This window comes from Microbacterium esteraromaticum, assembly GCF_016907315.1.
GTDB lineage: Bacteria > Actinomycetota > Actinomycetes > Actinomycetales > Microbacteriaceae > Microbacterium > Microbacterium esteraromaticum.
Map to the genome: position 1 here is coordinate 1,572,359 of NZ_JAFBBS010000001.1, position 13,969 is coordinate 1,586,327.

The 13,969-nt window shown below is 68.4% G+C and carries 14 protein-coding genes and 1 tRNA gene; 6 read left to right on the forward strand and 9 right to left on the reverse strand.

The window, feature by feature from the left end; all coding sequences use genetic code 11:
* Positions 1–3: 3 nt before the first annotated feature.
* Genes JOE67_RS07675 through JOE67_RS07690 form a run of 4 tightly spaced genes read right to left on the reverse strand, consistent with a single transcriptional unit; the run spans position 4 to position 3,696 of the window.
* Positions 4–669: a response regulator gene (locus tag JOE67_RS07675; RefSeq protein WP_204974895.1), complete on the reverse strand. Its 666-nt coding sequence runs from the start codon at positions 667–669 to the stop codon at positions 4–6.
* Positions 666–1,919 carry a histidine kinase gene (locus JOE67_RS07680; RefSeq protein WP_204974896.1) on the reverse strand — a complete coding sequence of 418 codons (1,254 nt, stop codon included), beginning with the start codon at positions 1,917–1,919 and terminating at the stop codon, positions 666–668. The genes JOE67_RS07675 and JOE67_RS07680 overlap by 4 nt, the downstream gene beginning before the upstream one ends.
* Before the next feature lie 26 nt (positions 1,920–1,945).
* A complete protein-coding gene (locus tag JOE67_RS07685) occupies positions 1,946–2,755 on the reverse strand; it encodes an ABC transporter permease subunit (protein WP_204974897.1) in 810 nt (269 codons plus the stop codon).
* Positions 2,752–3,696, reverse strand: coding sequence for an ABC transporter ATP-binding protein (locus tag JOE67_RS07690; protein WP_204974898.1), 945 nt, complete (start codon positions 3,694–3,696; stop codon positions 2,752–2,754). Before JOE67_RS07690 ends, JOE67_RS07685 begins: the two co-directional genes overlap by 4 nt.
* A gap of 284 nt (positions 3,697–3,980) precedes the next feature.
* On the opposite strand from JOE67_RS07690, the gene JOE67_RS07695 reads away from it, so the two are divergent.
* Together JOE67_RS07695 and JOE67_RS07700 are read left to right on the forward strand one after the other, a co-directional pair.
* A tRNA-Gly gene (locus tag JOE67_RS07695) sits at positions 3,981–4,054 on the forward strand.
* Positions 4,055–4,116: 62 nt separating this feature from the next.
* Positions 4,117–4,854, forward strand: a complete 738-nt coding sequence (locus tag JOE67_RS07700) for an IclR family transcriptional regulator (RefSeq protein ID WP_239528043.1) — start codon at positions 4,117–4,119, stop codon at positions 4,852–4,854.
* On the opposite strand, the gene JOE67_RS07705 is transcribed toward JOE67_RS07700, so the two are convergent.
* The 3 genes from JOE67_RS07705 to JOE67_RS07715 are packed head-to-tail and all read right to left on the reverse strand — an operon-like array spanning position 4,851 to position 8,224.
* Entirely contained in the window at positions 4,851–5,597 is a 747-nt protein-coding gene (locus tag JOE67_RS07705; protein ID WP_204974900.1) for an IclR family transcriptional regulator domain-containing protein, read from the reverse strand. The genes JOE67_RS07700 and JOE67_RS07705 overlap by 4 nt on opposite strands.
* Before the next feature lie 30 nt (positions 5,598–5,627).
* A complete protein-coding gene (alr, locus tag JOE67_RS07710; protein ID WP_204974901.1) occupies positions 5,628–6,749 on the reverse strand; it encodes an alanine racemase in 1,122 nt (373 codons plus the stop codon).
* Positions 6,746–8,224, reverse strand: a complete 1,479-nt coding sequence (locus tag JOE67_RS07715) for an amino acid permease (RefSeq protein ID WP_204974902.1) — start codon at positions 8,222–8,224, stop codon at positions 6,746–6,748. The genes alr and JOE67_RS07715 overlap by 4 nt, the downstream gene beginning before the upstream one ends.
* Before the next feature lie 266 nt (positions 8,225–8,490).
* Here JOE67_RS07715 and JOE67_RS07720 point away from each other — a divergent pair, with 266 nt between their 5' ends.
* Positions 8,491–9,546 carry a homoserine dehydrogenase gene (locus JOE67_RS07720; RefSeq protein ID WP_204974903.1) on the forward strand — a complete coding sequence of 352 codons (1,056 nt, stop codon included), beginning with the start codon at positions 8,491–8,493 and terminating at the stop codon, positions 9,544–9,546.
* Positions 9,543–10,940: an aldehyde dehydrogenase family protein gene (locus tag JOE67_RS07725; protein WP_204974904.1), complete on the forward strand. Its 1,398-nt coding sequence runs from the start codon at positions 9,543–9,545 to the stop codon at positions 10,938–10,940. The genes JOE67_RS07720 and JOE67_RS07725 overlap by 4 nt, the downstream gene beginning before the upstream one ends.
* A gap of 56 nt (positions 10,941–10,996) precedes the next feature.
* Here the strand turns inward: JOE67_RS07725 and JOE67_RS07730 are convergent, their stop codons facing one another.
* Complete coding sequence (locus tag JOE67_RS07730) at positions 10,997–11,437, reverse strand: Lrp/AsnC family transcriptional regulator (RefSeq protein WP_204974905.1); 441 nt, start codon at positions 11,435–11,437, stop codon at positions 10,997–10,999.
* 89 nt (positions 11,438–11,526) lie between these two features.
* On the opposite strand from JOE67_RS07730, the gene JOE67_RS07735 reads away from it, so the two are divergent.
* Positions 11,527–12,729, forward strand: coding sequence for an aminotransferase class V-fold PLP-dependent enzyme (locus JOE67_RS07735; RefSeq protein WP_204974906.1), 1,203 nt, complete (start codon positions 11,527–11,529; stop codon positions 12,727–12,729).
* An 18-nt stretch (positions 12,730–12,747) separates the two neighbouring features.
* Here the strand turns inward: JOE67_RS07735 and JOE67_RS07740 are convergent, their stop codons facing one another.
* Positions 12,748–12,942, reverse strand: a complete 195-nt coding sequence (locus tag JOE67_RS07740) for a hypothetical protein (protein ID WP_204974907.1) — start codon at positions 12,940–12,942, stop codon at positions 12,748–12,750.
* Positions 12,943–13,110: 168 nt separating this feature from the next.
* On the opposite strand from JOE67_RS07740, the gene JOE67_RS07745 reads away from it, so the two are divergent.
* Complete coding sequence (locus JOE67_RS07745; RefSeq protein ID WP_204974908.1) at positions 13,111–13,956, forward strand: pyruvate, water dikinase regulatory protein; 846 nt, start codon at positions 13,111–13,113, stop codon at positions 13,954–13,956.
* The last annotated feature ends 13 nt before the right edge of the window (positions 13,957–13,969 follow it).

The window sequence follows — 13,969 nt, forward strand, 5'->3', positions numbered from 1 at the left end:
CCCTCAGACCAGCCCCGCCTCGTAGGCGAGGATCACCAGGTGGATGCGGTCTCGCGCGCCGAGCTTGGCCAGCACGCGCCCCACGTGCGTCTTGACCGTCGACTCGCCGAGGAAGAACCGCTGGGCGATCTCGCCGTTCGTGAGTCCCTGCGCGATCGCGAGGAACACCTCCCGCTCGCGCTCGGTGAGCTCCGAGGTCGGGTCGGCGACCGCTCCGGATGCCGTTGGCGCGACCTCGATCTGCCCCGAGACCCTGTCGAGCAGTGCCCGCGTCACGCGCGGAGCGAGCACGCCGTCACCGCGGTGCACGGCGCGCACGGCGGCGACGAGCTCGTGCCGCTCGGCGTCCTTCAGCAGGAAGCCGCTCGCGCCGGCGCGGATCGCCGCGAACGCGTACTCGTCGAGGTCGAACGTGGTCAGCACGAGCACCCTGGTGCCTGGGTGACTGCGCACGATGGCATCCGTCGCGGCTATGCCGTCGGTTCCGGGCATCCGGATGTCCATCAGCACCACGTCGGGGCCGATGGCCGCGACCTGCGCGATCGCCTCGGCGCCGTCGGCGGCCTCTCCGATCACGTCGACGTCGGCCTCGGCGTCGAGGACCATCCGGAAACCGAGCCGGATGAGTGGCTGGTCGTCGACGAGCAGGACGCGGATCCGATCGGTCACGACCCCGCTCCTTCGAGCAGCTCGCGGGTGCGATGCGGCAGTTCGGCGCGCAGCATCCATCGCCCGGCGCCTGCCGGAGCAGATACGACCCGGCCGCCGAGCAGGGCGGCCCGCTCAGCCAGTCCGCGCAGGCCGAATCCGGCCTCGGACGATTCTCCGGTCGCACCGTCGTTGACGATCTCGATGATCAGCGGCGTCGCGTCGTGGTCGATGCGCACGTCGATGGCCGTGGCGGACGGCGCGTGACGGATGGCGTTCGTGACGCCCTCCTGCACGATGCGCCCGACCGCGAATCGCACGGCGGGAGCGGGGTCGGGGTCGCCTCGAACGGCGATGGATGCCGGGAATCCGGCGGCCTGGGCGGCCGCCACGGTCGCGGCGGGGCTGGCGGGCTCGAGGGGTGCGAGTGAGGCATCCGAGTCGCCGTCGCGCAGCACACCGAGCATCGAGCGCATCTCGGTGAGAGCGGAACGGGCGGTGCGGGCGGCTGCGAGCGACGCATCGCGAGAGCGGCTGCGGTCGTCGGTGGCGGCCGCGCCCTCTGACAGCGCCACGACGACGGTCAGCGAATGCGACACGATGTCGTGCATCTCGCGCGCGATGCGGTCGCGCTCTGCGGCCGCCGCCAGCTGCGCCTGCTGATCGCGCTCGACGAGCAGCTGCCGGGACCGGTCGATGATCGCCTCGAGGTAGCGGCGGCGACCGCCGATGTTCATGCCGATGAGAACGCCGATCACGCCCGGCACCGTGACCGAGAGCATGGCGTTCCACAGGTCCTGCAGGGTGAGGTCGCCGCCGAGCAGCATCGCGAGGGCCAGCGCGGTCACCGCCGCGCAGCCGGCGCCCAGCCAGATCCACGCGCGGCGCGTCGAGCGGTACACGGCGACGGTGTAGACCGCGACCGTGAACATCGGAGAACCGGTCGAACCCGTGGTCACGAGAAGAGTGAGGTCGACGATGATCGCTGCCACGACGGCGGTGGTCGTGCGGGTGCGCCGCCACACGAGCAGGACGCACGAGGCGACGGTCACGAGGCCAAGCACAGCGCTCACGACCGGCGGCATCACCGGGTCGGGATCGCCCGGGATCGCGTTGACGCCGAATGAGGCCGTCAGGCAGAACAGGGCGATGAGGATGTCGGCGAAGAGCGGATGCCTGGCCCAGAACCGCCTGATCACCCCCGGCGGACGCGGCAGCCGCAGCCCGTCGTCTGCGAGGACGTCCGAGCTGCGGCTGCGCGGTGAAGACACGCTCACGACTCTACGTGGCGGTGCTCTCAGGCGTCCCGTCCACGCAGCGTCGCCCAGCCGGCGAGCAGCGAGACCGCAGCCCATCCGCCGAGCGTCAGCCACGACTCGGCGGCGTTCAGCGCAGACATGTCGGAGGGCAGGATCGCACTGGGCGCAGCGGATGCCGGCAGGTAGTTGGCCGCGTCGATCAGCCAGGTGAGGTCGGGCAGGAACGAGCCGACCAGGCTGAAGATCACGGGCAGCACGAAGATGATGCCGACCGTGGCGGCGATCGCGCCGGCGCCGGAGCGCAGCAGGAAGCCGAGGCCGACGCCGATCAGCGAGAACAGCGCCATGGCGGCGGATGCCGAGAGGATGGGCAGGATCGCCGCATCCGGCGTCGCCCAGTCGAACGTCACGCCGTCGGCGGCGAGGATCGGCGTGACGATCAGCGCAGCGGCGACGAAGATCACTAGCGACACGGCGAACAGGAACGCGGCGAGCACAGCGGCCTTCGCGGCGAGCACCGAGCCGCGTCGCGGGTTGGCGGTGAGGGTCGAGCGGATCATGCCGGTCGAGTATTCACCGGTGACCGAGATGACCCCGAGGATGCCGGCGAGAAGCATGGTGAACTGCACGGGTGCGACGATCACCATGATCGGGTCGCGCATGCCCTCGGGCAGGTTGGCGCCGAAGAGCACCGCGATGCCGACGGTGAGCACCGCTACGATCACGACCGACCACCAGGTGCCGCGCACCGAGAGCAGTTTGATGAGCTCGCTGCGCAGCTGGCGACCGAGCGAGACGTGCGATGCGGTGGTGGGGATGTGCGTGGCGCGGGCCTGGATGGCGGTCATGCGCGGGCCTCCTCGAGAGGGGCGACGTCCTGCGGGACCTCGCGGGTGCGGTATTCGACGGAGTCGCCGGTGAGGGCGAGGTAGGCGTCTTCGAGCGAGCCGCTCGTGGGGGTGAGTTCATGCACGGCGATGCCGCGGTCGGCGGCGATGTCTCCGATGCGCGACGCCGGCAGTCCCGTCACGTCGAGCGTGAACCGGTCGCTGCTCGTGACCTCGACGTCGGTGCCGGCCAGCGCGTCAGCGAGTTCTGCCGCGCGAGGGCTGCGCACGTGCACGCGCTCGGTGGTCCAGGCGCGCACGAGGTCGGGCAGCGGCGCGTCCGCGAGAACCTTGCCGCGGCCGAGCACGATCACGTGGTCGGCGGTCTGCGCCATCTCACTCATCAGGTGGCTCGAGAGAAGCACGGTGCGCCCCTCGGATGCCGCATGGCGGACGAACTGCCGCACCCAGCGCACGCCTTCGGGATCGAGGCCGTTGACCGGCTCGTCGAGGATGAGCGTGTGCGGGTCACCGAGCAGGGCTGCCGCGATGCCGAGCCGCTGGCCCATGCCGAGCGAGAAGCCGCCTGCGCGCTTGCGAGCGACCGAGCCGATTCCGGTGATCTCGATCACCTCGTCGACGCGGGAGGCCGGGATGCCGTGCGTCGCAGCCATGGCGCGCAGGTGGTTGCGGGCGCTGCGGCCGGTGTGCACGGCCTTGGCGTCGAGCAGCACGCCCACTTCGCCCAGCGGCGACTTCAGGTCGGTGTAGCTCTGGCCGTTGATCATGACGCGACCGGATGTCGGACGATCGAGCCCCACGATCATGCGCATCGTGGTCGATTTGCCGGCGCCGTTCGGCCCCAGGAAGCCCGTGACGCTGCCCGGGCGCACCGTGAACGACACGTCGTCGACGGCGATCTTGTCTCCGTACCTCTTGCCGAGGCCTTCTGCTGTGATCATGCCTTCGACGCTACGGATCGGGATGGCCGCGCCGCGTCCGCCCGCAGAGTGACTCTGGGCGATCCGTGTCATCCCGTGGTACTACTTCTCGGACGCCTGGCGGCGGCCGGTGTCGGCCGGTGTCGGCCCGTGTCGGCCAGTGTCGGAAGTCTCGGACCATCCGATTCGCGCACGGCGTGTGCCCCGCGAGGTGGGCGCGCCGGCAGCGTGTCGTCCGAGATCCCCGACACCGCGCGAGCACCCTGAGCACCTTTGTTATGCTTGCCACGCGCCTCCGGGCGTGCGGGGCTGTAGTTCAATGGCAGAACTTCTGCTTCCCAAGCAGACAGCGCGGGTTCGATTCCCGTCAGCCCCTCCACCAGCAGATTCGAGCACCGCGCCTGACGGTACTGTCGTCGTATGCAGGTCGCGACGAGCAGTATGGGCCGAGGATTCGATGTTCTCAGCGCTGTGGCGGACGTCGTCGCAGACGGCCGTCCCGCTACCGTCTCCGAGATCGCGACCATGCTCGGTCGCGAGCGATCCCAGGTGTCGCGCTCTCTGACGGCGCTGGACAAGCAGGGGTTCATCACTCGCGGCGCGGGACGCGGCTACACCCTGGCGTGGTCCTGGTATGCGACCGCGCAGGAGCTCACGGCTCACCGGATGCATCAGCACGGGCTCGCCGTACTGGATGACCTCGCCACCACGGTCGGCGAAGCCGCCTTCCTCGGCGTGCTGCAGGGCAGCACGACCCTGACGGTGCTGGAGAGTCTTCCGCCCACGACGCGGATGATCGGCTCCTGGATCGGACGTTCCTACCCGGCGTACTGCAGCGATGCGGGTCGCGCCACCCTGTGGGACGCGTCCGACGATGAGGTGCGCGCCGTCTTCTCCTCGACGACGTTCCGCACGCAGGGTCCGAACACGCCGACGTCGGTCGATGACCTCCTGGAGCGGCTTCGCGCGGATCGCGAGCGCGGGTACTGCATCGTCGATCAGGAGGCGGAACCAGGACTGTACTCGGTCGCGGCGCCGGTCTGGGACTTCCGCCAGGAGGTGGTCGCGGCGGTACAGGTGGTCGGTGCGTATGACGACCTGGTGGGGCGCTCCGCCGAGTGCGGTGACGCATGCGCGCGGGCGGCTGCAGCGCTCAGCGAGCTGCTCGGTGCTCGCTAGTCCGCATCCGCGGCGGTCGACAGCTCGCCCGCCAGGTGCACGAGCGTCGCACGCATCGCACGGCTGATGCCCGCCGGCCGGTGCCTGCCCCTCACCGCCAATGACGCGATGACCGCTCCTCGATGCCGGATCGGCACGGCGTACTCGTCGACGCCTTCGTCGTACTCCTGGTCGGCGGAGATGACGCCTGCCTCCCGGTCGCGCTCGAGACGGTCGTGCACCTCGTCGACGGAGCGTGGGGCGTGCGGGCCGCCCACACCGCTGAACTGCACGCCGTCGAGCAGGCTGCGCAGGTCGGACGCGGAGTGATCCCAGAGCAGGGCGCGTCCTGCGCCGGTGCACCAGATCGGGGTCACCAGCCCGTCACGGATGGAACGATCGAAGTCGTCCGACGCGAGCTCGTAGCGCAGGAGCATCGCACGGGGCCCGTTCGCCACGGTGATCAGCGCATGGACGCCGAGCCCGGAGCTGAGCGACCGAAGTGCTGGACGCGAGGCGCGCAGCCAGCCCGCGTTCAGCGCTGACGCCGTCCGGAAGAACGCGCTGCCTGCCGAGAGAGCCGCCGTCTCATCACGATGCAGCATCTCGCGAGCGCGCAGTTCGCGACTGAGGCGCGACACCCTGCTTCGTTCGATCCCCGTCTGCTCGGCCAGGCGGGACGCGTTCAGACCGGGCTGGTTGCGCCGCTCCTGATCGATGACAGCACCCAGCAGACTCAGGCCCTGAGTCAGAGACGACGTCATCCCGCCCCCTTCGTGTGACGAACAGCAACTCTATCCGGTGGGCTGCACAGCGACCCGCGGCAGCAGCTGCCCCCAGCTCGGATAGAGATCGGCGGCGATGTGACCGTGTGAGCGCTCGACATCATCCGAGGTGATGCACTCCGCACCGCTGCGGCCGAAGAGGACGACCTCGTCGCCCGGCGCGACCCCGGGGATGTGGGTGACATCGACGAGAAAGCCGTTCATCGCGATGCGGTCGACGATCCGCGCACGCGCCCCGCGGACCAGGACCTCACCCCGGCCGCTGAGGCTCCGGTGGAATCCATCCGCGTATCCGAGAGGAATCAGTGCCAGCGTCGCGTCGTGGTCGAGCCGGTGCCAACGGTCGTACCCGACGGAGCTTCCCCGTCTGTAGGAGTTGACCGCGGTGACGGTGGAGAGCACGCGCATCGCCGGGCGCAGGGCGCCGTCGAGGGCGGATGTGTCGCCGTAGAGCCCCGCGCCGATGCGCACCATGTCGAGACGGCTCTCGGGCACATGCAAGCTCGCATACGTGGTCGCGCAATGGCGGGTCACACTGCTCGTCCCCGGGGCAACGCTGCTGCATTCGAGCAGGAACTGCGCCGTCCCCCGTCGAACGTCCTCCGCGTCCTCACGGGGGAAATGCGTGCACACGCCCACGATGTCGACCGACTCGTCAGCGAACATCCTGCGGACAGCATCCGCTGCGCCTGACGCCCCGACGTCCCATCCGTCACGGCTCAGCCCCGTCGAGTTCAGCGAGAGATGGCCCGCCAGGGGCCGGCGCTGCCGACGGGCGACCGAGCGGACGACATCTGCGTGAGCGGGCCCGCCGATCCACTCCTCGATGCCGAGGGCCACACCTTCGTTGATCTCGTCGGCAGCCGCAGGGCGCACTCGTATGAGTCGCCCCGGGAAGCCGCAGCGCCGAGCCCGGTCGGCCTCCGCGTTGGAGGCCACACCGAGGACCTTCACCCCTGCGGCCTGCAGCACCGGGACGACGATGTCGACTCCATGCCCGTAGGCGTCGGCCTTCACGACCGCGCAGAACTCGACGGCGTCGCCGAGCTCTGCGCGGATCGTGCGCACGTTGTGGGCGAGCGCGGCTGAGTCGATCTCGACCCAGCCGCGAGCCCGAAGCGAGGATGTCACTCAGCGGGTGCGGATTCTCGGTCGATGCGCGGGCTCTGCTGCTTTCCCTTGCGACCGTGGCGCAGCCAGAAGTACAGGTAGCACGCGCCGACGAAGGGGACGCCGAAGTACAGCGCCGCGACCTGGTTCGGGTCGAAGGCGATGGCCACCACCGAGATCAGCAGCACCACGAACGCGAGGATGGGAAGGAGCGGGTACCAGGGGGTGCGGTACGACAGGTCCGCGACGACACCGCCCTCTCGCACGAACCGCCGACGGTGGAAGAACTGCGACGCCACGATCGACATCCAGACCGCGACCACTGCGAACCCTGCGATGGACACCAGCACCAGGTACACGGTGTCGGCGGCGATCACACTGGTGAGCAGCGAGACGAGGCCGATGAGGATGCTCACCGAGAGGGCGAACAGCGGCACACCGCGCTTCGTGAGCTTTGTGAAGGCCTGGGGTGCGTGCCCCTCCTCGGCGAGGGAGAACAGCATCCGAGCGCAGGAGAACAGCCCGCTGTTGCCTGCGGACAGCAGCGCGGTGATGATGACGAAGTTCATGATGTCGGGCGCGAACGGCACGCCGACGTACTGGAAGACGTCCACGAACGGGCTGCTGGTCAGGCCGGCCTCCTGCCACGGGATGATCGCCGCGATGACGGCGATCGCGCCGACGAACAGGATCAGCAGTCGCAGCACCGTTGAGCGCAGCGCGCGCGGGATGTTCTTGGCCGGATCCTTGGTCTCACCGGCGGCGACGCCGATGAGCTCGGACCCGCTGAAGGCGTAGAACACCGCCAGCGCGGTGACGATGACGCCGCTGAATCCGTTGGGGAACAGTCCCTCACCGGTGTCGAAGTTGCTCAGCAGCAGAGCAGGCGGATGCTCGCCGGACAGCGGCGTGAACCCGAAGATCGCCGCTGCGCCGAGAACGATGAGCGCGACGATGGCGAGCACCTTGACGAGCGAGAACCAGAACTCCGCCTCTCCGAACACGCGGGCCGAGATGGCGTTCAGCGTGAAGAGGATCGCGGCGAAGATCAGGCACCACACCCAGACCGGCACGGCCGGGAACCAGCGCTGCATGAGGATGCCTGAGGCAGTGAACTCCGACCCGAGGGCGACGACCCAGCAGAGCCAGTAGAGCCACGCCGTCGTGAATCCCGTCGCGGGGCCGATCGAACGGGCCGCGTAGATGTGGAACGCTCCCGACACGGGATAGGCGATGGCGAGCTCGCCGAGACATGCCATCACCAGGTAGACGACGGCGGCGCCGACGAGATAGGCGATGATCGCTCCGAGCGGCCCGGCCTGGGAGATCGTGTATCCCGAACTCAGGAAGAGTCCGGAGCCGATGACTCCCCCGAGGGCGATCATGATCAGGTGGCGGGCGTCCATCGTCCGCTGCAGACGCCGGAGGGGCACCTGGGTGGCGGTCGTCTGCGGTAGGGCGTTGGGAAGAGTCTTCTCCCCTGGAAGAGGCGTCATTGGAACTCTCATTCAGGTCGGGTGTGCATCATTTTCACATCGATGTGACTATGCAGCAAGGTCTCTGCTGTCTCGGGGACGATATCCGGTCGTGGATCACGACACAAGAGGGCCACTTCCGTTCTCGTGACATGCCGTCATGCGGACCGACATTCCGTCATGGTCCGCCGCCCTCCCGGCAGGGGTGGACGGACGCAGGGTCGCCTGATCATGGGACTACCGGCGCGGCGCTGATGCCCGCCGCATCCACGAACAAGGAGAAACCCGTGACCCACCACGACCTGGCCCTCATCGGCTTCGGGGGCGTCAACCGCGCGCTCGCCGAGATCATCCGCGACCGCGGTGCGGACCTGGACGACGAACTCGGCTTCGGCCTTCGTGTCGTGGCGATCACCGACCTGCGCCTCGGCTCGCTCATGCAGGCCGACGGCATCGACCTCGACGCCGTGTTCGCCATGACCGGGGACGACTCGTTCGCCTCCATGCCCGGAGGTCATGCAGAACCGCGCAACGACTACGTGATCCGGAACAGCACCGCCGACATCGTCGTGGAAGCGACATTCACCAACCCTATCGACGGTGAACCCGCCGTCTCGCACGTGCGCGCAGCGCTCGAGAGCGGCAAGAGCGTCACCACGACCAACAAGGGTCCGGTCGCCATCGGCGGCGTCGAGCTGAATCGCATAGCCGCAGACAACAGCGTCTTCTTCGAATACGAGGGCTCGGTGATGAGCGGCACCCCGGTGCTGCGCTTCGCATCCACGACCCTCAAGGGCCTGCAGATCACGCGCATCGAAGGCATCCTCAACGGCACGAGCAATTTCGTGCTGGGCGAGATGGAGTCCGGCAAGAGTCTCGAGGCGGCGGTCGCCGAGGCCCAGGCGCTGGGCTATGCAGAGGCCGACCCGACGGCGGACATCGAAGGCTCCGACGTGCAGCTCAAAGTTGCGATCCTCGCCAATGAGGTGCTCGGAGCACACATCACGACCGCAGATGTCGCCCGCACCGGCATCAGCCGGATCAGCGCCGGCGACATCATCGCAGCGGGAGCCGCAGGTGAGCGGTGGAAGCTGATCGGATCGGTGGAGACCAACGCCTCGGGCGCGGTGACGGCATCCGTCGAGCCGCGGTCGCTGCCGGCCGACCACCCGCTCGCGGGCATCTCGGGAGCGACCAACGCCGTGTCGTTCACCACGGACCTGCTCGGCACGGTGACGGTCTCCGGCCCTGGCGCGGGTCGGATGGAGACCGCCTACGCACTGCTGTCGGACATCATCGCGATCGACGAGCGGCAGCGCTCCTTCGCGGGGGCGGGACGATGACCCCCGCCGTCGTCGCCGCAGAAGAGACGCTCGCCGTCTGCAACCCCTATTCGGGCGACCTGATCGCGCATGTCGATCAGAGCGGAGTGGAAGACGTCGACGCCATCATGACCAGGGCCCGCCTGGGAGCGACGCTGTCGAAGGAGCTGACGCGGCACACCCGGCACGGGATCCTCGACCGCGCCTCGCGCCTGCTCAGCGCACGCGCGGATGAGGCAGCCGACCTCATCGTCCGCGAAGCGGGAAAGACGATCACCCAGGCCCGGAAGGAGGTGTCCAGAGCGGTCAGCACCCTGTCCCTCTCCGCCGAGGCAGCCCGTGCAGCAGATGGCGAGGTGATCCCGTTCGACGCGTTCGAAGGCTCCTCCCGGCGGCGCGGATGGTTCACTCGCGAGCCGCTCGGCATCATCCTCGCCATCACTCCCTACAACGACGCCCTCAACCTCGTCGCGCACAAGCTGGGCCCGGCGATCGCCGGCGGCAATGCGGTCATCCTGAAGCCGTCCCAGCTCACACCGCTGACGGCCGGTCTGCTCGTGGAGATCCTGACGGAAGCGGGCCTTCCCGACGAGATCATCACGACCGTCCACGGTGATCGGACAGTCACCCAGGCGCTCATCGCCGTCCGCGACATCCGCATGGTGTCCTTCACCGGCGGCTTCGCGACGGGCGACGCGATCGCCCGAACGGCGGGGATCAAGCGCCTGGCCATGGAGCTCGGCGGCAACGCCCCGGTCCTCGTGTTCGCGGATGCCGACCTGGATGCCGCCGTGGAAGCGTGCGTGTCGGGCGCCTTCTGGGCGGCGGGACAGAACTGCGTGGGCGCTCAGCGCATCCTCGTCGAGCGCTCTGTCTACGACGCGTTCCGCGACCGCCTCGTGGCGCGAACGATGCTCCTGCGCGCCGGCGACCCCGCCGATCCGTCCACCGACGTCGGTCCGATGATCACCGAAGCCGCGGCGCGGAACGCGCAGCGGATCGTCGACGATGCCGTCGCGTCCGGCGCGCGCGTCGTCGCCGGTCATCACCGTGAGGGTTCCGTGTACTGGCCGACAGTCGTCGAGAACGTCGACACCACATGCGCGTTGTGGAGTGAGGAGGCTTTCGCTCCCGTGGTGTCCCTGGCCCCCTTCGACACCGAGCAGGACGCCATCACGGAGGCGAACAGCGTCGACTATGCGCTGCACGCCGGCGTCTTCACCTCCGACCTCGCTCGAGCACTGCGTGTGTCCGAGGCGCTCGAGGCGGGAGGCGTCATGATCAACGACTCGTCGGACTACCGGATCGACAGCATGCCTTTCGGCGGCGCGAAGTACGGGAGCATGGGCCGCGAGGGCGTGCGCTTCGCATACGAGGAGATGACTCAGCCGAAGGTCACCTGCATCGCGCTGTGAAGGCTCCTCGCGGGGAAGGAGGGGTCCAGGGGGATACCCTCCTTCCCCGCGAGGTCTCAGCGATCCACCACCCTGGTCAGCGTCACCGACGTGACCGTGTTCTCTACGCCGGGGAGAGCCGCCAGGATCTCCCAGATCTCGCCGATGCGCTCCATGGAGTCCGCGTCCAGCGAGACGAGGAGGTCGAACTCCCCCGACATGACGTCGCACCGCTTGACCTCGGGGATCCGCGCGATCTCGGCGATGACGCCGCCGCCCCGCATCCGGTCGCTGCGGTAGACCAGCACCGTCGCCGCGACTCGGGCTGCGCCCGCACGACCCGGCACGACGGTGTAGCCGGCGATCACGCCCTGACGCTCCATCCGTTCGATTCTCTGCTTGACGGCGTTCCGCGAGAGGTGCACGCGGGCCGCCAACGCCACCAGAGGCACCCGCGCATCCTCGGTCAGCGCGCTCAGGATCGTGCGATCGGTCTGGTCCAGCGGCGAACGTTGCATCATCACTCCGTTGCGATATAAACATTTGCGTGTGTTTATTATGCACTCTAGGCTGACACCATCGTTATCTTGCCGTCGAAGGAGACACCGTGACACGCCCCGATCGCACGGAACCGCTCACCCTGTCCGACCTGAGCCTCGCAGTCCACGGAGGCATCGAGCTCGACTCGACTCAGGCGCTGCGCACACCGCTTGTGATGGCCAACTCGTACCAGCTGCCCGACGACCCCAGCGAGATCAGCTGGTCGGCGACGGCTTCGGGACTGTACACGCGCAATTCCGGCGTGAACCAGGTGGCTCTCGAGAAGAAGCTGGCAGCCTTCGACGAGGCGGAGGACGCCGTGGCGCTGGCATCCGGGGTGGCCGCTCTGCACGCCGTCTTCTTCACTCACGTGCGAGCGGGCGACCACGTCGTGGTCAGCGACGTCGTGTACGAGGCCACGTGGCGGCTGTGGACAGAGCTGCTGCCGCACCGGTACGGCCTCGAGGCCACGTTCGTCGACATCAGCGACCTCGACGCGGTTCGCGCGGCCATGCGACCGACCACGCGCCTGGTGTGCATAGAGGCGATCGCGAACCCCACGACCAAGGTCGCCGATGTGGCGGCGGTCGCCGAGATCGCACATACGTCGGGCGCGCTGCTGATGGTCGATTCCACGTTCTCGCCACCTCCGTTCTACCGTCCGATCCGTGACGGAGCCGACCTCGTCGTCCACTCGCTCACGAAGTACATCAACGGTCACGGTGACGCGATGGGAGGATCGGTGGCCGGAAGGCGCGAACTCATCGAACCGATCAAGGCCGATGCCATGGTGGACGTGGGCGGCATCATCTCGCCTTTCAACGCCTGGCAGATCCAGAGAGGCACCGTCACTCTTCCGCTTCGCCTGCGCCAGCATTTCGGGTCGGCCCAGCGCATCGCCGAGATGCTGAGCGAGGATCCGCGTGTCGAGTACATCGCCTATCCGGGCTTGGACTCGCACCCTGACCATGACCTCGCAGCGCGCCAGTTCGGCGGTGCCGGGTACGGCGGGATGATGGCCTTCGCCGTGAAAGGCAGCCCCGACACACAGAATCGATTCGTCGCGAACCTGCGCCTCATCACGTCCGGGTTCTCACTCGGGCACGATGACTCCCTCATCGTGCACACGGGAACAGAAGGCGGCCGTGTGACGACGTACCCTGAGCCATTCCGCGTCCATGGCCACCTGCGGCTGTCCGTCGGCCTGGAGGACACCGATGATCTTCTCGATGACCTCGCTGCCGCGCTGAACGAGACCTTCCCCCGCTGACCGCGCCCCTCTCTCCGTCTACTCCCCGAGGCGCAGCACGCTCAGCCGCATGTCGAGCTGCTCGACCCTGTCGGCGTCACCCTGCCCGAGCGCTCGGTCTCGCAGGTGCTGCAGCTTGGCGATCTCATCGGCTCGGGTCGCGGTGCCGTTCTGCAGCCGCTCGACGACCGCCTCATCCAGTCCGCTGAGGTCTTCCAAATTCTGCTCGCTCATGCCGGCACTCTAGCCACGGCACCGTCGCAATGAGCGGGGGTTGCGCGCCGCACCGGAGACGGCAATGGAGTCACGCATCCGGCGCTCCTTGCCGTCTGCGTAAAATCACTCAATCTTTAGAGCGATATCACGCGAAGGTTCACCCGTTCCTGCACCTAGAGTCGGTGCATGGCCGAGACGACCGCGAGCGACACGACCACGACGCGTGCTGTGCGCGCGGCGTACTTCGTGTCCGACAGCACGGGCATCACGGCTGAAACCCTCGGAAACGCCCTGCTGGCGAACTTCCCCGGCATGGTGTTCCTCAAGCACACGATCCCGTTCGTCGACTCGGTCGACGTCGCCGTGACGATCGCCGACCAGATCGCCCAGGATGCCGCGAACGGCCTCGAGCCCCTCGTCTTCACGACGGCGAAGAACCCCGCCGTCCTCACCGTTCTCACCGCCGTGCCCGCGACGCACATCGACCTGCTCAGCGGTCACCTCAGCGAACTCGCCGAGGCGCTCGGCACCCCGCCTTCCGAGCAGCTCGGCCAGTTCCACACCCTCGGTGACGCCACCGAGTACTTCGCCCGCATGCGCGCGGTCGAGTACGCGATCGAGCACGACGACGGGCAGAGCGACAGGGCGCTCGACCTCGCCGACGTGATCATCGTCGCGCCGAGCCGCTGCGGCAAGACTCCGACGACGATGTACCTCGCGCTGCAGTACGGCCTGCTGGTGGCGAACTATCCGCTCACCGACGACGACTTCCCCACCGACGACCTGCCGCCGCTCATCAAGAAGTACGCATCCCGCTGCTTCGGGCTGACGACGACGCCGCTGCGCCTCAGCCAGGTCCGCCACGAGCGTCGGCCGGACTCCCGCTACTCGAGCCTCGCACAGTGCACCACCGAGCTGCGCAGGGCCGAGAAGCTGTACGCCCGCAACGGCATCCCCTTTCTCAACTCCTCGACGAAGAGCGTCGAGGAGATGTCCGCAGTGATCCTGCAAGCCCTCGGCCTTCGCCGCTGACCACCCTCAGACG